This window comes from Serratia sp. TSO36, from assembly GCF_057808395.1.
In genome coordinates, this window is the sequence record NZ_JBJZOU010000021.1 from 293,883 (window position 1) to 312,485 (window position 18,603).

Sequence of the window (18,603 nt, forward strand, 5' to 3'; positions counted from 1 at the left end):
GAAGAACATTAATCATACAGGCAATCCCGCCCTGCTCATATCGGGAAATGTCTTAGCGCCCCCTTACGCAGGCTCACGGGAAACTTAATGCCCACCATAAAAAAGGCCCGCATCAAGCGGGCCTACAAGTACCAGAGAAGTCTAGAGGAAAAATCAGAACGACCAGCGCAGGTTGGCGTTGACCGAATTAACGCGGGTATCGGCGCCGAATTGCCCCTGATAGCCGACATCCAGCGTCGCGGCGCGCGACAGTTTCACACTCACGCCGATATCGCCCACCATCACGTTGTCATCCACGGCCTGGCCCTGAGTGACGAACGCGTCGCTGCCGGCAAACGCCATGCGCGATGAGGTGTTTTTATCGCCGTAGGCGTGCTGCCAGCCGAGCGAGCCGTAGAGGCTGACGTTCTTCGGCAGTTCGGTCACGCCGCGCACCCCGAGCGTGGAGTAGAAGGTATTCATCGTTTCATTGCGCACGCTCAGCGCCGCCGCGCCCCCCGTCTCCTGGAAGCTGTCGGTATGCAGACGGATGTAGCTCAGGTTGATGAACGGTTCGACGTTCATCTCCGGCTGGCCAAAACGGTAACCCGCTTCGGTGAACGCCAGCAGCGAGTTGGCATCGTAGTCCGACTTCAGCCGATCCGAGAAGCCGCTGAAATCGACGTTGCGCTTGCCTTCAATCTTGTGCCAGGTGTAACCCAGCGCGCCGCGCAGCGAGAACGCATCCTGCTGCCCCGCCGCATACAGGCCGAGGTGGTAGTTGTCGGTATCGGCCTTGGAACGGCGGCTGTCGACGTCGTAGTCGCCACGGCTGTAACCGAAGTAGCCACCGATGCGCACGTTATGGTCCGCCAGCTTGCGATCCGCGCCCAACAAGAAGCCGGTGGTGTTGCCATCCAGCTTGCCCACGTTGCCGTTGCCGCTGTTTTTGCCCCAGGAACTGAAGGTCTGCCCCCAGACGCCGCTGTTTTGCGCCTGCGCCGGTTGCACCAGCGACATCGCCAACGGCGGTATCGGCAGGCTATCGTTGTCGAACAGGCGCAGCATGCGCTGGTTCAGCACGTTGAACAGTTGGGTGCTGCCGGCGATCAGGTTAGACTGCATCGACGGATAGACTTCGCCGGACAGCTGATTAAACGCCTCGCGCGCTTCCGGCGCACTCAGCAGCAGCAGCGAGTTGTACAGCGCCAGCGAAGGGCCGCTCTGCGTCAGCGTCGAGAGCGCACCGGCGGTATTCCACTGGTTACCGCTTTCGGCCACCGTTTGGAAAATGCCCGGCTTGCCGCTGCCTGGGTTCTCGCCCCCCGGATTTTCACCGCCTGGGTTTTCCCCACCCGGATTCTCGCCCCCTGGATTTTCACCCCCTGGGTTTTCCCCGCCCGGATTCTCGCCCCCTGGATTCTCACCGCCTGGGTTTTCCCCACCCGGATTCTCGCCGCCAGGATTTTCACCGCCCGTGTCTTTCTGCGCGATGGTCAGATCCACGGCGTTGGCGCTGTGGTTCAACGCCACATCGAGGAAGGCAGACTTGGAGACCGCCGCCGCGAACTGGCCGTCAATGCCGCCGTCCGAGGTCAGAATGCGGTAGCTTTGGCCGGTTTTATAGCTGGTTTGCGGATCCAGCGCCGTAACCTGCACCTTGGCCCGATCGCTAATGGTAGTTTTGCCCGCCACCAGCAATTGGTCGCTGCGGCCGTCACCGGCGATATCGACGTCATAGAAGGATTCGCCGATAAAGTTCAGGTAGCGTTTCAGCGTCAGCGTGCCGATATTGCCGTCGCCGGGCGAGATATGGCCGCCGGACTGGATCTCGGTCTGGCCCAGCGTGCCGTTGCCGCCCAATGTGCCGCCGGCCTTGATCGACGCGGCGCTGCTGTAGCCCTGCCCGTTATTGACGTCGGAACCCGCCGTCGCGTTGAGGATCAGCGTGCCGCCGTTCTCTGCGCTGAGGGTTTGGATCTCGAAGATGTCGTCTTCTTGCTGGGTATTGATGTCGCTGGCGATGATGAGCTTGCCGCCGCGCGCGGTGACGTTCGCCTGCAGCTCAGAGAGATCGCCGTTCAGCGTCGTGTGCCCGGCGGTGTTGATCACCTCGCCTTCGCCGCTCATCTTGTTGCCAAAGACGTAATTGCCGTCGGTATGGTTAAAGTACACATAGCTGCCGAACAGCCCGCCCCGCAGGGCGATCGCCGTCTGGGCATCGATAGTGCCTGCGGCGCCCGCCGCGCCGAGCGTCGGCTCGGTCAACCCGGTGCCGGTATCCATATTGCCGCGGCTGCCGATAATCAGCGCGCCGCGGTTAGAGCCGGAGCCGGTCTTGCCCAGCACCACTTCGTTGCCGCCGGCGGAGAATGTCCCGCCATCCATGACCGCCAACACGCCGTTGCCGTAATCGCCGACGTTGACGCTGCTGCCGCTGGTCACGCGCGAGCCGCTGCCGGCGATCGTCAGCTCGGCAGTTTTACGCGCGCCGGAGACGCCCGCCACTTCGATGCTGCCGACGCTGACCGCGCCGCCGTTCAGCACGTCCAGATCGCCGTAAAGCGTGAGCGCGCGGCCAACGTTCCATTGGGAATTGGCCCCGGTGACCGTGGCTTTCGGGCTCAGCGTATCGGTCTCGCCCGGCCCGCTGCCATTGCCGATGCGCGCGTCAAAGGCGGTATTCAACACCGCGCCGTCTTCAATCGCCAGCGTGGATCGTGCCCCTAAATCGGTGCCGACGCTGAGAAAATTGCTGGTGACGCGAGAACCGGCACCGGTGGCAATCAGGTGGCTGTCGTAGCCACGCGTGGTGCCGACCACGATCTCTTTCGCGCTGGCCAGCGCGCCGTCTTCAACCCGCAGGGTGCCCCGCCCCAGGTTCAGGCCGCCGCGCAGCACGAACTGATCGTTCACCGCGTTCAGCTCGGCGTTCGGCCCGCGGACCGTGACCAGGCTTTCATGAATTTGGCCGTTGAACATCCGGCCGATATTGATGTTATAGGCGCTGATCTTGCCATTATCGATCAGCAGGTTGCCGCTTTGATTACGGCCGACGTAAACGTCCCCGGTGTAGGCCAATGATTCGGTAATTTTTGCGTCGCCATCAAAAATGGCATCGTCTGCGCGAGCGATATCGGCGGGCGCCAGCATCAGCAGCGGCGCAGAAAATAGAGCGAGGTAAAGTTTGGAAAGCGGTGTTTTAACCGCTAAAGGGTGCGATGTCTTGTCATTCACGGGCTATCTCCGTACTCGTTGGCGTGATGGCGCGAAATTTATTGTTATAGGGAAACTCAATGCACTAGAGGAGGTGTAAGGCGTTATTTCGCGCACGCCGGTTTAGTGATCGTCGAAGCAAAAGCTTATTGCCCCCCGGCGCTGACGCTCCGACGATGGAAAACCAGGAAGCGGCAATACCGCCCCCAAAGCGAATTATTTATGCGTGACCACCGGCGTACAGGTCGGCGCGCTCAGCGACGGCGACGAACCTAAAATTCCCGGCATCATCAGCGACGAGCAATCGAAAATGCGGCCTTTTTCCGTGGTGGCGCGATAAGAAAGTTTTTGCCCGCCCAGCGCATCCGGCTGTGCGCCATTGACATTGGTCACGGTAATTTCGTCCGATGAGCCCAGGCCCAGCATTTTGGCGGTTTCCGCCTGCAGTAATGGAATGGCCTGATCGGTTTTCAGGGTGGAACAACCGGCTATCATCATCGTAACGGTTAAAGCGATAAGTGGTTTTTTCATAAATTATCCTTTATAACCAATCAGTTAAAATTATCGATTGGCTTTATGTTTTCTCTTATCCAAATCCTCGAATAATATATTTCCCTTTCCTAAACGAAAAAACCCTCCTAAAGTAGGGAGGGTTGATAATAATTCATCAGACCTATCTGAACTGTGAAGGCGAAAGGAGAATCCTTTGGGGCAGGATTATGCGTTGGTCGTTGATGACCATCCATTGGTAGCAAGCGGTATCGCTAACTTTCTCAGCACGCATTGCCGATTCAAACAGGCACATGTGGTGACCAATGAAGAAAATTGCTACCGTCATATTAGGGAAAATGGCCCACCGCGTTTACTGGTGATCGATTTTTGGCTCTCTTCCGGCACCGCATTGAAATTACTCAAAGAAGTAAAACAACGTTATTCTCAGGTGCGTATTTTGGTGGTCAGCGGCGACGAAAATAACGATATCTGGCAGAAAGTGCACAATGCCGGCGGGCATGGGTTCGTATTAAAAAATGAACCCCCGGAATTATTCGCCAGAGCGGTTTTTGCGTTGAATAATAATCAGGAGTGGTTCCCGGAAGGAAATGAATCCGCCATTAAAAACAGTCATGAACATTTAAATAAATTCAATTTAACGCCGAGACAAATCGACGTATTGACTATGATGCTGCGCGGCCTGCCGAATAAAAGGATCGCGACGCAGCTGTCTATTTCCGAACCCACCGTGAAAGAACATATCAGTAATATCTTGAAAAAGATCGGCGTCAACAGCCGGGTGGAAGCCATCACGCTGTTGCACGGCAAACGGGATCCGTCGCCATGAAGTTTTTCCAGAATTTACAAAATGATGGCATCTCCTCACGCGCGCAGATCCGCCTGCTGGACAACACCTTCATGCGGTTGGTGTTCAGCTTCACCGCCGTGCCTTTCGTCGGCATCCCGTTCGCCATCTGGATTTATTTGCTGGGGGATGAACTCGGCCCAACCATTGCCTGGATCATGGTTTACCTGCTATGCGCCGTGGCGATCAGAATATGGCATCGGCGCTACCAACGCGAGGCCAAAGAAAATGATGAAGACGCCGTGCTGCGCCGCTGGCTGCCGCGCATTAATAAGGTGGCGTTTATTCACGGGGTGGGGATCTCCTCACTCTATTTAATTACCCCGCAGACCCATAACTTTGACTTTTTTCTGCTGCTCAATATCAGCATCGCCGCGATCGTCGCCGCCAACGCAACGCATCTGACGCCGGTTATCAGCACCTTTACCCGCTTTTTCTTCGCTTCCTGGGGGCTGCTGAACCTCGGCATCATCTGGCGGCTGGAAGACGTGATGTTCATCGTGCTGATGCTGAACTTGCTGTACGGCTTCGCCATTTACCGCCACGCGTTAACCTCGCATGCGTTCTTTATCCAGCAGGCGTTGCTCGAAGAACAAAGCTCGCGCCTGGCGGAACAGTTCCGGCAAGCTAAAGAGGAGGCGGAACAGGCGCTGCTGGACAAGAACCAGTTCCTGACCACCGCCAGCCACGATCTGCGCCAGCCGGTGCACGCCATGGGCTTTCTGATCGAAGCCATCATCCACAAGAACCGCGACGACAGCCTGACGCCACAGCTGCTGGATCTGCAGCAGAGCGTGCGTTCGGTGCATTTGATGTTCAATTCATTGCTCGATCTCAGCAAGATCGAGTCCGGCAACGTGCGCACCGCCGCCACCCATGTGGATATCGGCGCCCTGCTCGACTCGGTGATCACCCTGTTCCGCGAAGAGGCCAACAGCCGCGCCCTGGCGCTGCGCACCTGGCGGCCTAAACGGCGCATCAGCGTGATGGGCGATCCGCTACTGGTGCGGCAATCGTTGATCAACCTGATCCAAAACGCCCTGCGCTACACGCAACGGGGCGGCGTGCTGATCGCCATCCGCCCGCGCGGCGCCGAGTGCCTGGTGGAAGTATGGGACACCGGCGTAGGCATCGCCGACGAAGAGAAAAGCAAAATCTTCTCCCCTTACTACCGCCCCGAACTGGCGTGGAAAATCGACAGCGCCGGCCACGGGCTGGGGCTGGCGGTAGTGGCGCGCTGCGCCAAGCTAATGAAGGTGAAGTACGGCATGCACTCCGTCGAAGGCAAAGGCTCACGCTTCTGGATGCGCTTCACGCAATACATCGGCGAAGACAAAGCGCCGGAAACCGCGGCCGCCTACGACAACACCGCCACGCCCATCCGCTATGCGCCGCTGCGCGGCGCCTGCCTGGTGGTGGACGACGATCCCTTGGTGACTTCAGCCTGGGAGAGCCTGATGAGCACCTGGGGCATCACCGTGCGCTGCGCGGCCTCCGCCGAGGAAGCCTTCGCCATCGTCGACGACGGTTTTACGCCGTTCGCCGTGCTGTGCGACCAGCGCCTGCGTTCCGGCGAGAGCGGTTTCGACATCCTGAAAGCGCTGTTCGAACGCCTGCCGGACGTGAGCGGCGCCATGGTCAGCGGCGAGTTCAACTCACAGATATTGCAGGAGGCCGAGCAGGAAGGCTATCTGGTGCTGCGCAAGCCGCTGGAGCCGGCCAGGCTGCATGCGCTGCTGACGCAGTGGGGGGCGGGCTAGCGCGCGGCGGTGCCTTAGCGGGCAAGATGCCGCAGCAGGCCTTCAAGGTTGCGCTCCCCCTCCGGGGTTTGCGCACCGGCCTTCAGCCCGCCGCGAATCAACCGCTCCGCTGCCGGGCGTGCGAACAATCCCGCCCAGGCGTCGTGCTCGCGATAAAAACCGGCCTGCAGATCCGGCGCAGGCATCGCCTGTTTGGCCGCCGCAATCACGCCCTCTGGCAATGCCGCGATATTGCGCGCTAACCGATCGACGAAATCATCAAGCTCGGCGGCTGGCAAGGCACGGTTAATCCAGCCATAACGCTCTGCGGTAGCGGCATCGAAAAGCTCGGCGCCCAGGATCACTTCCAGAGCGCGGCCGCGCGTCATTCGGCTCGTCAGATACTGCGTCGCGCCGCCGCCGGGCGTAATGCCCATCAAGGCCTCGCACTGGGCCAGTCCCGCCGTTTCCCGTTCAGCGAAAGCCATATCGGCCGCCGCCACAAACTCGGCGCCGCCGCCGCGCGCCAGCCCGGCCAGCTTAACGAGAGTGACCTGCGGCTGGCTGCGCAGCAGTTCGCCAAACGCCTGGAACGGATTAAGCCCCTCCGGCGCGTTGCTCGCCAGTTCGTCGAAAGCGTGCGGCTCATCGATCAAGGTCATGTCGACGTGAGCAATAAAGAACGCTGGGTTCGCGCTCTGGAACACCAACACCCGCGTATCCGGATCGTCACGCACCGCGAGCAATAAACGGCTGATTTCCGACATCAGCGCCACATCAAGAACGTTTACCGGTGGGTTATCGATAGCGATCGTCATCACGCCGTGTGCATGAGACAGCCTGAGTTTGCTGAAATCTGTATCTGTCATCTCAATGTCCTTTCACCTGGGGTACAAGTGCGGGTTATTCGCGCCGTTTATCGAATGGTATACTTTGCATACCTGGCGTCAATTACGCACCTTAAGCATCCCAGGGATGCGGGAGGATACCGATGGATAAGACCGATGTTGTTTACCGCGCCGACTGCCCGAGCCGCATCGTGCTCGATCAGATTGCCGATAAATGGTCCATGATGGTGCTGGAAGTACTGCGCGAGCCGCAGCGCTTCAACGCCATCAAGCGCCGTCTGGATGGCGTCACGCAACGCGTGCTGACCCAGACCCTGCGCAAGCTGGAACGCAACGGCATGGTGCATCGCAAAGTGTTGGATGGGCGGGTACTTGGCGTCGAGTATTCGCTGACGCCGCTCGGCAAATCCCTGCAGGGGCCGTTCTCGATACTGTTCGATTGGACGTTAGGGAATATTGAGGCGATTCAGGAGTGCCAACGCAAGTATGATGAGCAGGACGAGTGATGTAATATCCATAAAAACAGAAAATTAATTCAGGAATAATTTAACTCAAAAAATTCAGAACATCAATTAGATGGCCACCGAAACGGCCATCGCAAAAATACATATAGAACAAAAAATTACCGAACATACTTGAATTTAACGAACTTGTTGATGAAAGCATTAAGCCCATCACCCTTTTCGGCTAGCCTCTTCATCGTCTCTACATTTTCTGCACCAGCACTCGCGTAACTATAGGTATAAGGTCTAGCAGTACCGTCGAACCATACTGTTATGTATGTATCCCCTACATCATAACCTCGGACACCTGAATCATGATTAATATCTCTATAAACTTGCACTTTAATCTCTTAATTAATAATTCAACATGAATCTATAACCAAGAAAAACACTATGACAAGGATTTATTAAAACATTAAACAAACAAAAAATGAACATATATGTTATGAATTACAAAACATGGTTAATTACCAAGCAAATTAACCTACTTTGATTTATAACCAATCAAATAATTATTCACATGAGTAACTAAAAACTCCAGCGTATCGCAATACATCCATTATTGTTAAATGATAGCTCATTTAATAGCACATACGCATTTAGATATCTTATTATCCGCTAGCAAATTTGCAAGCACAAAGGTTTATACACATTGACAAGGGATTTATTTTCCAATAATACAGATAACTCTGCTATAGTTAATACGCTGGTATAACTTAACCAGCGTTAGCCTTTAAAAACTTACATATCTAAACCCAACCATTCCGTAATCTATCATACAGGCAGGCGAGCTTTTTAAAGTAAGTCGCATAACTAGAGTTTTCAGGATTAAGTTTTTCAATGTTCTTAATCAAAAAATCACTTGTAATATCTAGTTCTAATTTATCCCATAAAAAAGGAAGATAAATCGCCGCAGACTCTGGTGTATTATGCTCTATAATATATTTTGTATCTTTATCTTTAAATTTTTTAACAAAATACCTTAAATAACCAGCGCATTGATAATTTTTGTCTATTCTGGAAACCCACTTATCTAATTCCAAATGAGAGCTTAGATACTCATCACAATTTTTAATACCTAGCTTATTCAGATATTTAAAAACAGGGATATTAGGAGAGCGCTTGCCAGCAACTGGAATTACACTAGTGATAACACTATTAGCATCATACTCTTTATTGTCTAATAGTAAATCTTCAAATAAATCCAAGTTACTAATCTGTGTATATCCCACTAAACCAACTTCCTCTTCTCTCTTTCTTGCAGCTGCTACACCTACCCCAACGACAAATTCAACATCCTCATGTTTCTCTACTTCATCAATATCTACAACATAAATTTTCTTCTCCGGCTCATTAGATTGAACTAAGTTATAAAGTTGTTCCTTACAATAACGTAATATACGCGCGGGTATTTTTCTTTTATTTTCAGATATAGCTTCATATATCGGAGTAAAGTCATCAGCTCTAATAAGAGTAATCGGAATTTGTACCCGCTCAATAGTTGTATATGTTTCTGATATTGAACATTCTAATAACCCTTCCTCTCGTTCAACAAATATCAAGTTATTTCTTAGTTGCTCTATATTTTCTCGGCCAATACAAACGATATTGAACTTAATAAATCACTGATATTTTTATCAGATAATGAATACCCAATAAAAATCACAGGATGCTCAACAAATATTGTTATTAACTTCGAGGCTAAATATGGATTTTTCTGGTTAAACTCTTGATAATCATTATCTGTCATTATTAACGTTCGTGGTTTATGAGCACTCCCATGAATTTTATAAATCTCAGCAATTGATTGTGGGTTGGAGAACAATAGTTCGTTTTGGCCTGTATATACCTTGTAGTCAGGAAATAGTTGCTCTAGAAAACAGTCCCAATTCGTAGTTATCACACCATCAACATTTAAATTTGATAATAGCACTATCTCATTAAAGTACTTACTTTCATGAAGTGGAATATTAATTGCATTAGTTAAAAAATCGCAGATTTCAAATCTCAAAGCAGACGTTTTATCGGTAACACGCTTGCTATGCTTCTCACGACTAGCAGTGTAACGTGCATCTGACCACCATTCATTGTTAAAGTCCTCAGCAATCAACCGCGCTGCAGTTGGGTATGTCCCATCACCAGTAGAGAGATAATACTCAAATGGTTTACCCGTTACGCAAAATTTTTCTAGAAGTGTTTTCCAATCAGGCAAGCCAAGATACCGACGAGAAAAACCTGAACCGATAAAGAGGAATGGGCCTGAGCTACGATCCTTAAATATAGTTATTAGTGATTCTTTGAGTTCTTCGTTATTCATTTTTAACCCCATCGATATGCTGTGCTATCTAGGATGATAAATTTTTCATCCTAGTTATATACTAATAACCCAAGTAGCAACTAAATTCTATGCGATGCGTCCAAAAAATTGATAACAAATTTTTATATTTATTATGCTAATGATGTTTATGGCTATATATCACGCAAATATGCACAAAATCACTAAATAATATAGGATGCGTGCACGGAGCAGCATCCTGAAACCCCCAATATTAGGGCTCTACATTCATTGTGGCGACTGGTTCTAATAGGAATCTATATTCGTAACTCCTAAAAGCAACGCGATGCTGTTACTGGTAGAGCAAAAATCACTCTTTACGATATAAGAACAGCTCAAATCAGACTAGGTTAATAGCATCTAGCATACAGCCCATCTTTATCATTATTGCAATTTTAGCAAGATAGTCTTAAGAAAAAAGCCCGCATCAACGCGGGCTTAAGTATACTTTTTGTTATTCAGTACCAGCCTACGCCAGACACCAAATCATTCCCACTCAATGGTAAATGACATGAAAAAAACCTTATAAATCAACACATTTCAATAATATGCTTGGCAACATACCATGGAGAATACCATGCTTGATTTCTTCTGTATTCAATTGACATAAGGCTCATGGCGACCTCATTGCATTCTGACGCCACTGAAGACCACCAAAAGCAACGCTTTGGCCAATAGGCTTCCGGTCTCGACTGCGGGCGGTCCAACGAATGGTAACCATCATAACCTTCACCGCCTAGGCGACCAGCCCCTAAAGTCATAAGACATCTTTGGCCTTGAACTAATTTTGGCGCAGTCACTCGTAATTTACGGACTTACCGCAACAAGCACACATCCTTTTTCAGAAATACCCACGCTCTAGCACAATATCCTCTGAATCGTGCTCTTCGGCAGGGAAGCATTCATTAAGGTGCCATATCAATCTCTTGAAGCCCTCAAAACTCAGTGGATAGCTATCCAGAAAATCACTGTACCATTGCCTTTTCTCGCGCCGCCCTTCCGCAGTGGAGAAAGTTGATCGCTGATTAGAGCCCAGCCGCTTGGCTCTTCTAAGTACAATCACTTCATCCATTGCCGTCAGTTTTGTGTTGATCGGCGTCATATCTAACCACTCGCAGAGCAGCACATACTTTGACCCAGAAGACACTCGTTTAAGCTCCCCTGCTGTCGCGGCCGCTTCTTGGAACATTGTTTTGTCAAGGTTTGTCTTTATTTCTGTAGCGAAATAGGAAATATGAAAATCTTGCTCAAAGAAGTCGTCTGGGTTTGATGGAGTCGTGATCCGCAGTTTATGCTGACGCGTCACAGAAAAATCTTGATCTTTTCTCTTGACATAAACCCCTCCGCTAGACAGCGCAAGCAGCGGACCTTCGAAGGAAAGGCCGGCAAAACTCGCTTTCGGCCCACACTCAAGCCCCTTTTGCCGTGCAAAGCCTGGGATAAGGCGCGCATCAAACAAACGCGGAAGGAACTCTTCAAGGATCGTATTATCTAGCTTGAGCTGCCCTTTCTGACGATAGAGAAAGTCTTCGTCAGAACAAAAAATAAGATCAAACTCTACTGATTTCTTGTATGCATTAAGAAGACTCACCAACTCGTTTAGCAGCTCATCGCCCTCACTTCTGAGAGCATTCATTTCCGCTACCCATGTATTATAAGTCTGTATCTGCGCCTCAACCCGTGGCTTGTCACTTGCGGGGAGTTTTGCATTATGCGCTAGCGCATGCAACTTGTCTCCATGCGCCCGCGCTTGAACAACATCAATCATTATCTGAATTCCTAACTAGCGGAGAAGGTGTAATTTTATTTACTGAAGCAACGGCCTCTGAGATTTCTCCTCTCCGCTCTTCAGGACAATACTCCAGTGCGTTTGTCAGCGCCTGAGCCCCTACTGCTCTTCCAATCTCCACAGCTTTATCTAGCGCACATTTATTGGGGATCATAGTAAGGACGTCTTCATATATAGACTCGCCAAAACGGTTCATGAACTTCCGCTCATTCCATTCAACAAGCTCAAAACCCATCCCCTCACAAGCAATAGCGCTTATTAACTCCCCATTTCTAAATGAAACTGACCGAACATTCGACTCGCGCCCAAGAACTATAGTCATCTTTGCTCGTTCCTTTAGAACACGGTCTGCCTCTACAAAGAATTGCGCAATATCCATACAGTACTGCACAACAGTCATATATCTGTTTTGCCGAAACTTTCTATTTGCTCCGATCTCGGATTTCGCTGCAGAGAGCGGCTGATGTCCAAGCGCCTCTATTATCGGACGATAATTCTGATGGTAATTAAAAACATTTATATAAGGAGGTGACGTAACCAAGTAATCAAAGGTATTCTCTGACTCACCCACAGACCTAGCATCACCGAGCTTTGCAGAAAGTCGACCCGGATAGCTGATTGAATCAAAAACAACAGATAAATAACGCTCAACCCCTCTCGTTATTTTATCTCCAGCAATCAACCTTCCGTTAGAAAACAGAAAAAGAAGCCCCCCCTCCAAGGCAATTCTTTCCTTTTCGCCCAGATCCAAGCTGGAGAGAAGAGTGGCGGCCTGCTCAACCTCAACGCCCTCTTGTTTCTCACAACTTAGCGATTGAAGATCCCGACAAAACTCGCGCACGCGAGCAATGATCGACCAACGGCATCCAGGCTCAACCCCTGCCAACTCGCTGACTTTTGCTAGACAAACAGCAGCGGGATTAACATCCATCCCTAGAGCGTTGATGCCGATCCTAGCGGCTTCGCGGAGGACTGTGCCACTCCCGCAAAATGGGTCAAGGACGTAGTCTCCCTTCTTGCAATGTTTTGAAAGGAGGTATTCAATTAACTGAGGGCTGAACTGTCCTCGCCAAGGCAAGGCGCTAGTCCGCTCCTTTTCGACGATGTCAAGACGATGCTGATCGTCACTTTGCTGAACACGCCCAGAAAACGTAGAATAGCTAAGCGCCTGAGCCGCATCAAAGTCCTGAATCAGGACACTTTCCATACCTATAATTTCCCAATAAATGTGGCTTATCCCCTGCTAAAAGGCTCACTATGAGCTTTTTGGGCTGTCTACATGAGTATCGAAGGGCGGACCAGCTTGCTGACCTTGCGCTGAACGATGAACGTAGGCACGCATAAAATCACGGATAAGCATGGAGGCCGAGCGATCATCCGCTTTAGCAGCCCGAAGAAAGGCATGCTTGAGGTCAGCGTCAACGCGGCACGTAAAGTTTGTCTGTACCATCCTGCACACTCCAAATTGTACCGCACTGATTATGCACTAACAGCGTGATAACTTAAAGAGTGCAGTTGATCGGCCGTAAGGAGTTGTCCCGCCGGGAGAGAGCGGCCTGCCACATTTTCACGATCTCTATCACCATGCCGCTTAGCGTTGCCAGCACCGCCGCCCGTCCAACCTTTTGCCAAATCATCTCCAGCGTGTTATCGCATTTGTCCGTCAGATGTGCAAAGATAGGAAGGTCGTTGATGTTGGTCTTGCGGACTACCGAAGCCTTTCAAAACGGCATCTTAAAATCGCCTATTTGTGTGGCCTGCTTCAATACGCCCAATAGACCTAGAAGGGGATTTCGGAAGTAGCTGATGGGCTCCCGTCACGCGCCCAAGCTGATCGCTTCATCGTTTTCATTGCCTGAAGCAGTGGCCATCTGCCGCAACAGAATGATCAGTTCGGCTGGATCACCATTGCGGCGGACTTCCGCAAGCAATTCCGCCGCATAGGTCGGATCGGCGTGGAAGCACTCAGCCATCGCCGTGTCGTGCGATCTGTCTTTCATTTAGTGCCGTCCTCCTTTCTCCGATCACAATAAAGCATGCGGTAATCCAAGACAATTTCAGCGCCTCGTTTTGGATTGTGCAATCCAAAGCGCAGCCCGCAGGCTATCAGTGCCCGGCCGGTGCGGGCCCGCCGTGAGTCGGCTTGAAGGTGAGCCGCAGACCAAGCGCCTGGGCGACTTTCACCACGGTTACGAAGCTCGGGTCGCCATCGCCTGAAAGGGCCCTGTCCAGCCCTTGGCGGCTCATTCCCACGTCGCGGGCAAGCTGGCTAAGGTTGCGAGTGCGGGCCAAGTCTCCGAGCGCCGCCGCGATCAGCGCGGGGTCGCCGTCCTCCATCACGGCATCGAGATAGGCCGCAATATCGTCCTCGGTCTTGAGATAGTCCGCCGTGTCGTAGTGGCTGAATTTGACTTCCATCTTGGTCACCCTTCCACTGCGCTGCAATGGTCTTGGCTAGGGCAATGTCCCGCTCCTGACTGCTCTTGTCGCCTCCACAAAGCAGCACCACCAAGCGGGCGCACAACCCGGCCATCCTCGAATAAGCACCAAAAGCGAAAAACTGAAACGACCCGCATGGGCCGTTTGTCATTTCCGAGTAAAGACGATAGCACTCATCTGCTCTCGAATTCCTGCCTGCAACTCTCGGAATTCGATCATCATCCGCTCGACGTCTATGGGTTTTGCACCTTGGCCGCGCTTTTCCGCGAGCCACAATTTCAGCAACCCAGCCACCCGGCCAAGGTCCCCGTTTACCTTCACAAGATCGGTTACGGCCGACAGGTCGGAGCGTGCCCTGATCGGCGCGTTGAGTCCGGCAACCTTCATATAGGCGGACAACGACAAACCGGCCTGAGCGGCCCGGTCGGCCAACTCTGCCTTTTCGTCATTGTTCACCCATACCTCTATTCGTTGGCCTCGGGGTCGGGTTCCTCGGCCCTTCCCTTTCGGCTTCTGTTCTTCGTCACTCATCAGTGCCCCTTTTCTATCGCGCCCGATGGCGCGGATTGGTGTCGTTGTCTTGCCCAGTTTGCGCCTCCTTTTTGGTGCCCGTGGCTCCTTTGTCGCGGCAGCGACCGTCAGCCTCGCAGAGCAGGATGCCGTCGATCCGCAGGTGAGTAAGGGGCGGTGTTGGACTGGTGCGGGCTTGCCCGTACCGGTACAACACACATCCTGCCTGCTACTTCTCTGCGATTTTATGCGACTGGAACAGAATGGCCAGTAGAACATGGTGCAATCGCGTACATTCGCGCTAATTCGCATACATTCGCGTAGTGTCGCATTAATCAATTCTTGTAATCGCATAGAATCGCGTAGATTCGCACATAATCGCGTTTACGCTTGAGTTCATGACCATCATGGATGGTCTGACACCAAAAGTGAGAGATTTTGAATGGCCATCTTCCCCGCTAGCCGAAATCTACGCCTTGTAAATTTCTCGACCCGGATGAGAACATAGTCCCGTTCACACGCTTTTTTTCAAAGCTCAATCATCAAGAAACAACGGAGTAGTCATGGCACGAAAAACCCTCGCAGAGCGCCGTTCAGACGCCATTTCAGAGCTTGAAATGGCGAAAGCAAGATTGGCAAAACTCGACAATGAGGCTGCCGAACGAATCGGAAGAATTGCAATAAAATCAGGATTGGTTAATCTTGAGCTGACGGACGAACAGGTCCGGGAAGAATTCGACAGGATCGTAGAAAGGATCAGCAAGGGGAATTGATCATGAAGACAGCTCACCGCATCGGCGTTTTGGCCACTCAACTCAACGAACTGCAAGCCTGCCTCGGTCGCGCCAGTGGACGGCCCAGCAAGAACGTTACGGAAGCCCAGCGCATTGCGGCCGAGCTGGCTTCTTCCCTCGAAGATTGGCACCTTGAGACGCTGCACATTCCTAAAGCAGAGCGCGGCTCGTACCGTGTGCAGAACCCCTATTTCGTGACGCACTAACCCGCCGCCGCCTGATCAAAAGCCCACTTCGGTGGGCATTTTTTTTGTCCGTAAAACGTATTAGAGCGGACTGCCGTGTCCCTTCCACCCTTCAAGAAAAGTCCGTTTCAAATCAGAGTGTTGGGAACTACCTTCATCAAGGTTGGCGGACAGTTTGCGGACACAAGTCATTGAATTCTATGCGGATAGAAGATTATCCGCATATTTGAAACCGCCCCATATCGGTCAATAATCAAACCTCGGATGATGACAAAACGAGGTATTCGGTATGGCAATAGAATCAAGAAAAATGGCGGTTTTTACTGTCCGGAAATTCGGCCGAGGCGCGGCGCTGGCACTGGCAATGGCAAGCACGGGACTTGGTGTAACTCTCTACATGGCACCTGCCCCGGCTTACGCCATCTACTGCTCGAACTGCTCGACGTTCTATCAACAAATGTTCGAGTACGCCGAGGCGGTCAACACCGCGCTGAACACTGCCGAGCAACTGAGCACGCAGATTCAGCAGTACCAAAACATGGTCACGCAGGGCACGGGCTTGCCAGATTCGATGTTCGGCAGCATCGCGGCCGACCTGAAAAGCGTGGTGAATATCTACAACCGCTCGCAGGCCTTGGGCCGCCAAATCCAGAACATGGATGCGCAGTTCAACACGGCTTTTCCCGGCTTCGAGTCCTACCTGAATCAAGCAGCGAACTCGGCAGAGGTCCCGGCGCGTGATCGCTATCAGAAGTGGTCAGAACAGGGCCGCGACAACGTGAGAACAGCGCTGGAAGCGGCGAGCGTCAATACCAGCACCTTTGAGTCTGAGGACGCGCAGCTAGACCGCATGGTGGCTCGCTCGCAATCGGCCGTGGGCCGGATGCAAGCGATTCAGGCGGGCAACGAAATTGCCTCGCAGAACGTGCAGCAGCTCCAGAAGCTGCGCGATCTGCTGGCCACGCAAATCAACATGCAGGGCAACTTCATGGCTCAGCAGGGCGACCGGAAGGCTGCCAGCGAAGCCGCCGAACAGCAGTTTGAAGCGCGCAAAAACACACGTGGCGGCGTGAAGGGGTACTGAAAATGACTATTTCGAAATGGCTCATCGCCTTGATGTGCGCCGGGTCCGCACTGGCCGGTTCCGTGGTCACTGTGGTGGTTCAAAGCAACAGCGAGTGTGCGGCGGTGGCTGAGCAGCAACGGCAACAGCGTGACGCTGATGCCTCGTTTGAGGCGCGCCCGAACACTCGCGGCGGCGTCAAGGGGTACTAGCTATGGATCGTCGTCTATTGTTGTTCCTCGTCTTGGCGAGTGTGTTCGCGGGCGGGGATGCTATGGCCGCGACCGACCTTTCCCATGCCGATACATCGGTTCAAGGCCTACTCGACCTCGTTTTGCAGCAGTCGCACCAGTGGTCAGGAAAGCTATATGACTACGCAATCAGACTGTTTTGGCTGCTGGCCTCTATCCAATTCGTCTGGACGTTCATGCCTCTGGTCATGAAGCAAGCCGATTTGGGCGAGATTGTCGGCGAGCTGCTGCGCTTCGTGCTGGTGATGGGTTTCTTCCTCGCAGTCATGCAGTACTCGGTGGAGTGGTCTACGGCCATTGTCGATAGCTTCCGCGATGCAGCGGCATCGGCAAGCGGTCTCGGTCGTGCACTAGAACCCGGCGATATGCTTTCAGTTGCACTGGATTTCGGCCGCACCATGGTGGAGGGCATTTCAGTGTTTTCTCCGGCTAAGGGGATTCTTATCGCTGTATGCGCTGTGCTGGTATTGGCGTGCTTCGCCTTCATCGCCGCGTTCATGTTTGTGACGCTCGTAGAGTCCTACGTGATCATCAACGCATCCGTACTGTTCTTTGGCTTTGGTGGCTCGCAATGGACGCGGGACTTTGCGATTGCACCTATGCGTTTCACTATCGCAATCGGTGCCAAGCTGTTCGTTCTGACACTGCTTGTCGGCCTGATCGTGCATTCGGCTAAGCAGTGGTTAGCAGCCTATACCAATGATGAAGCGTCGTTGATGACGATGGTCGGTCTGGCCTTGGTGTGCTGCTACCTGACCAAAACTATTCCTGACCTGATCGGCGGCATGATTAGCGGCACGTCGATGGGCGGCGGCTCGGCCATCGGCGGAATGGCAGTAGCCGGTGCTGCCGGGGCAGCTGCGGCAGCGGCCACCATCGCCACGGCTGGGGCGGCCGCTCCGGCAGCGGCCGGTGCTCTCGGTGCGGCCGGTAGTGGTGGTGCAGCCGGTGCAGGTGCGGCGGGTGCCGGTGGCATCGGTGGTGGCGGTTTGGCCGCTGCGATCAGTTCCAGCTTCGCCGGGGGCAGCGGTGCTGCCGGGGCAGTAGGTGCTGGCAGCTCGATGACCGGCGCGGCGTCATCCAGCGTCGGTACCAGCATCGGCGGCTCTGCGACGGCCAACGGCGCGTCGGCTGGTTCGCGGGTCGGCGGAAGCGCTGCCCATGCGGTAACGTCCGGGCCTGCTCCGCAACCCAGCAACGGCGTACAGCAGGCCGCCAAACAGGCTGGGAAGGCCGCGCAGGGCAACGACGACAAAGACCAACAGGCGACACCAAAAGGGGGAGTGGTCAGCTCCGGCAACGCCCTTTCGCAAGCGGCCAATGGTGGCGCAAAAATGCTTGGCGTGATGGCCTCGATGGCAGTGCCGGGCATGGAGAACGCGCACGCCTTGTCTCTTGGCGCAGGATCTCCGCCACCTGTCCCTGACGATACAAGTTCGGCCGCTCCGGCCAATGGAGCGGAATCAGCCGCGGAACCTACACAAGCGGAAGCCAATGTCATCCGTCCGGCCTCGGACGCCAGTTCTACACCCAGCCGCCTCGCCTCGCTCAAGGTGCCGGGCACGGCCTCGAACAACGACCAACCGGAGAAATAA

The 18,603-nt window shown here is 53.0% G+C and carries 18 protein-coding genes; 8 read left to right on the plus strand and 10 right to left on the minus strand.

Translation table 11 applies throughout. From position 1 onward, the window contains the following. Positions 1-153: 153 nt before the first annotated feature. Both ACK3CV_RS18910 and ACK3CV_RS18915 read right to left on the minus strand, forming a co-directional pair. Complete coding sequence (locus ACK3CV_RS18910; protein WP_489009887.1) at positions 154-3,216, minus strand: autotransporter outer membrane beta-barrel domain-containing protein; 3,063 nt, start codon at positions 3,214-3,216, stop codon at positions 154-156. Between the two features lie 195 nt (positions 3,217-3,411). Continuing rightward, on the minus strand, positions 3,412-3,726 hold the full coding sequence (locus ACK3CV_RS18915) for a putative periplasmic lipoprotein (RefSeq protein ID WP_025303891.1): 315 nt from the start codon (positions 3,724-3,726) through the stop codon (positions 3,412-3,414). Positions 3,727-3,901: 175 nt separating this feature from the next. Between ACK3CV_RS18915 and ACK3CV_RS18920 the strand changes: the two genes are divergently transcribed. Further along, positions 3,902-4,534: a response regulator transcription factor gene (locus ACK3CV_RS18920; protein ID WP_041036315.1), complete on the plus strand. Its 633-nt coding sequence runs from the start codon at positions 3,902-3,904 to the stop codon at positions 4,532-4,534. Beyond that, on the plus strand, positions 4,531-6,312 hold the full coding sequence (locus ACK3CV_RS18925) for a hybrid sensor histidine kinase/response regulator (protein ID WP_060423167.1): 1,782 nt from the start codon (positions 4,531-4,533) through the stop codon (positions 6,310-6,312). The genes ACK3CV_RS18920 and ACK3CV_RS18925 overlap by 4 nt, the downstream gene beginning before the upstream one ends. 14 nt (positions 6,313-6,326) lie before the next feature. On the opposite strand, the gene ACK3CV_RS18930 is transcribed toward ACK3CV_RS18925, so the two are convergent. Further along, a complete protein-coding gene (locus ACK3CV_RS18930) occupies positions 6,327-7,160 on the minus strand; it encodes an enoyl-CoA hydratase/isomerase family protein (RefSeq protein ID WP_489009888.1) in 834 nt (277 codons plus the stop codon). A gap of 122 nt (positions 7,161-7,282) precedes the next feature. On the opposite strand from ACK3CV_RS18930, the gene ACK3CV_RS18935 reads away from it, so the two are divergent. Beyond that, positions 7,283-7,645 (plus strand): winged helix-turn-helix transcriptional regulator, encoded by a 363-nt coding sequence (locus ACK3CV_RS18935; RefSeq protein WP_033635579.1) that lies wholly within the window; start codon positions 7,283-7,285, stop codon positions 7,643-7,645. Between the two features lie 746 nt (positions 7,646-8,391). On the opposite strand, the gene ACK3CV_RS18940 is transcribed toward ACK3CV_RS18935, so the two are convergent. The 7 genes from ACK3CV_RS18940 to ACK3CV_RS18970 all read right to left on the minus strand — a co-directional run bounded on the left by ACK3CV_RS18940 (position 8,392) and on the right by ACK3CV_RS18970 (position 14,736). Next, positions 8,392-9,204: a hypothetical protein gene (locus tag ACK3CV_RS18940; protein WP_204280374.1), complete on the minus strand. Its 813-nt coding sequence runs from the start codon at positions 9,202-9,204 to the stop codon at positions 8,392-8,394. 17 nt (positions 9,205-9,221) lie between these two features. Next, positions 9,222-9,959, minus strand: a complete 738-nt coding sequence (locus ACK3CV_RS18945) for an SIR2 family protein (RefSeq protein WP_204280375.1) — start codon at positions 9,957-9,959, stop codon at positions 9,222-9,224. 859 nt (positions 9,960-10,818) lie between these two features. Then, a complete protein-coding gene (locus tag ACK3CV_RS18950) occupies positions 10,819-11,745 on the minus strand; it encodes a Bpu10I family restriction endonuclease (RefSeq protein WP_273784924.1) in 927 nt (308 codons plus the stop codon). Beyond that, a complete protein-coding gene (locus ACK3CV_RS18955) occupies positions 11,738-12,973 on the minus strand; it encodes a DNA methyltransferase (RefSeq protein WP_273784923.1) in 1,236 nt (411 codons plus the stop codon). The genes ACK3CV_RS18950 and ACK3CV_RS18955 overlap by 8 nt, the downstream gene beginning before the upstream one ends. 610 nt (positions 12,974-13,583) lie before the next feature. Further along, entirely contained in the window at positions 13,584-13,766 is a 183-nt protein-coding gene (locus ACK3CV_RS18960; protein WP_273784922.1) for an addiction module antidote protein, read from the minus strand. Positions 13,767-13,872: 106 nt separating this feature from the next. Next, entirely contained in the window at positions 13,873-14,184 is a 312-nt protein-coding gene (locus ACK3CV_RS18965; RefSeq protein ID WP_273784920.1) for an addiction module antidote protein, read from the minus strand. Positions 14,185-14,352: 168 nt separating this feature from the next. Then, positions 14,353-14,736, minus strand: a complete 384-nt coding sequence (locus ACK3CV_RS18970; protein WP_337960777.1) for a plasmid mobilization protein — start codon at positions 14,734-14,736, stop codon at positions 14,353-14,355. Between the two features lie 542 nt (positions 14,737-15,278). Between ACK3CV_RS18970 and ACK3CV_RS18975 the strand changes: the two genes are divergently transcribed. From ACK3CV_RS18975 to trbL, 5 genes are all read left to right on the plus strand, one after another. Next, positions 15,279-15,488, plus strand: a complete 210-nt coding sequence (locus ACK3CV_RS18975) for a TraC family protein (protein ID WP_015502448.1) — start codon at positions 15,279-15,281, stop codon at positions 15,486-15,488. A gap of 2 nt (positions 15,489-15,490) precedes the next feature. Next, the gene (locus tag ACK3CV_RS18980; RefSeq protein ID WP_034025072.1) at positions 15,491-15,715 is read left to right on the plus strand and encodes a hypothetical protein; all 225 of its coding nucleotides are present in this window, start codon (positions 15,491-15,493) and stop codon (positions 15,713-15,715) included. Between the two features lie 268 nt (positions 15,716-15,983). Then, positions 15,984-16,778 carry a P-type conjugative transfer protein TrbJ gene (gene trbJ, locus ACK3CV_RS18985; protein WP_222836309.1) on the plus strand — a complete coding sequence of 265 codons (795 nt, stop codon included), beginning with the start codon at positions 15,984-15,986 and terminating at the stop codon, positions 16,776-16,778. Positions 16,779-16,780: 2 nt separating this feature from the next. Beyond that, the gene (locus ACK3CV_RS18990; RefSeq protein WP_273784914.1) at positions 16,781-16,969 is read left to right on the plus strand and encodes a hypothetical protein; all 189 of its coding nucleotides are present in this window, start codon (positions 16,781-16,783) and stop codon (positions 16,967-16,969) included. A gap of 2 nt (positions 16,970-16,971) precedes the next feature. Beyond that, positions 16,972-18,603: a P-type conjugative transfer protein TrbL gene (gene trbL, locus ACK3CV_RS18995; RefSeq protein WP_420703519.1), complete on the plus strand. Its 1,632-nt coding sequence runs from the start codon at positions 16,972-16,974 to the stop codon at positions 18,601-18,603.

Coding starts and splice junctions, on each gene's coding strand:
- ACK3CV_RS18915 (WP_025303891.1), bottom strand. CDS start 3,726: ATGAAAAAACCACTTATCGCTTTAACCGTTACGATGATGATAGCCGGT.
- ACK3CV_RS18925 (WP_060423167.1), top strand. CDS start 4,531: ATGAAGTTTTTCCAGAATTTACAAAATGATGGCATCTCCTCACGCGCG.
- ACK3CV_RS18930 (WP_489009888.1), bottom strand. CDS start 7,160: ATGACAGATACAGATTTCAGCAAACTCAGGCTGTCTCATGCACACGGC.
- ACK3CV_RS18935 (WP_033635579.1), top strand. CDS start 7,283: ATGGATAAGACCGATGTTGTTTACCGCGCCGACTGCCCGAGCCGCATC.
- ACK3CV_RS18945 (WP_204280375.1), bottom strand. CDS start 9,959: ATGAATAACGAAGAACTCAAAGAATCACTAATAACTATATTTAAGGAT.
- ACK3CV_RS18950 (WP_273784924.1), bottom strand. CDS start 11,745: ATGATTGATGTTGTTCAAGCGCGGGCGCATGGAGACAAGTTGCATGCG.
- ACK3CV_RS18955 (WP_273784923.1), bottom strand. CDS start 12,973: ATGGAAAGTGTCCTGATTCAGGACTTTGATGCGGCTCAGGCGCTTAGC.
- ACK3CV_RS18960 (WP_273784922.1), bottom strand. CDS start 13,766: ATGAAAGACAGATCGCACGACACGGCGATGGCTGAGTGCTTCCACGCC.
- ACK3CV_RS18965 (WP_273784920.1), bottom strand. CDS start 14,184: ATGGAAGTCAAATTCAGCCACTACGACACGGCGGACTATCTCAAGACC.
- ACK3CV_RS18970 (WP_337960777.1), bottom strand. CDS start 14,736: ATGAGTGACGAAGAACAGAAGCCGAAAGGGAAGGGCCGAGGAACCCGA.
- ACK3CV_RS18975 (WP_015502448.1), top strand. CDS start 15,279: ATGGCACGAAAAACCCTCGCAGAGCGCCGTTCAGACGCCATTTCAGAG.
- ACK3CV_RS18980 (WP_034025072.1), top strand. CDS start 15,491: ATGAAGACAGCTCACCGCATCGGCGTTTTGGCCACTCAACTCAACGAA.
- trbJ (WP_222836309.1), top strand. CDS start 15,984: ATGGCAATAGAATCAAGAAAAATGGCGGTTTTTACTGTCCGGAAATTC.
- ACK3CV_RS18990 (WP_273784914.1), top strand. CDS start 16,781: ATGACTATTTCGAAATGGCTCATCGCCTTGATGTGCGCCGGGTCCGCA.
- trbL (WP_420703519.1), top strand. CDS start 16,972: ATGGATCGTCGTCTATTGTTGTTCCTCGTCTTGGCGAGTGTGTTCGCG.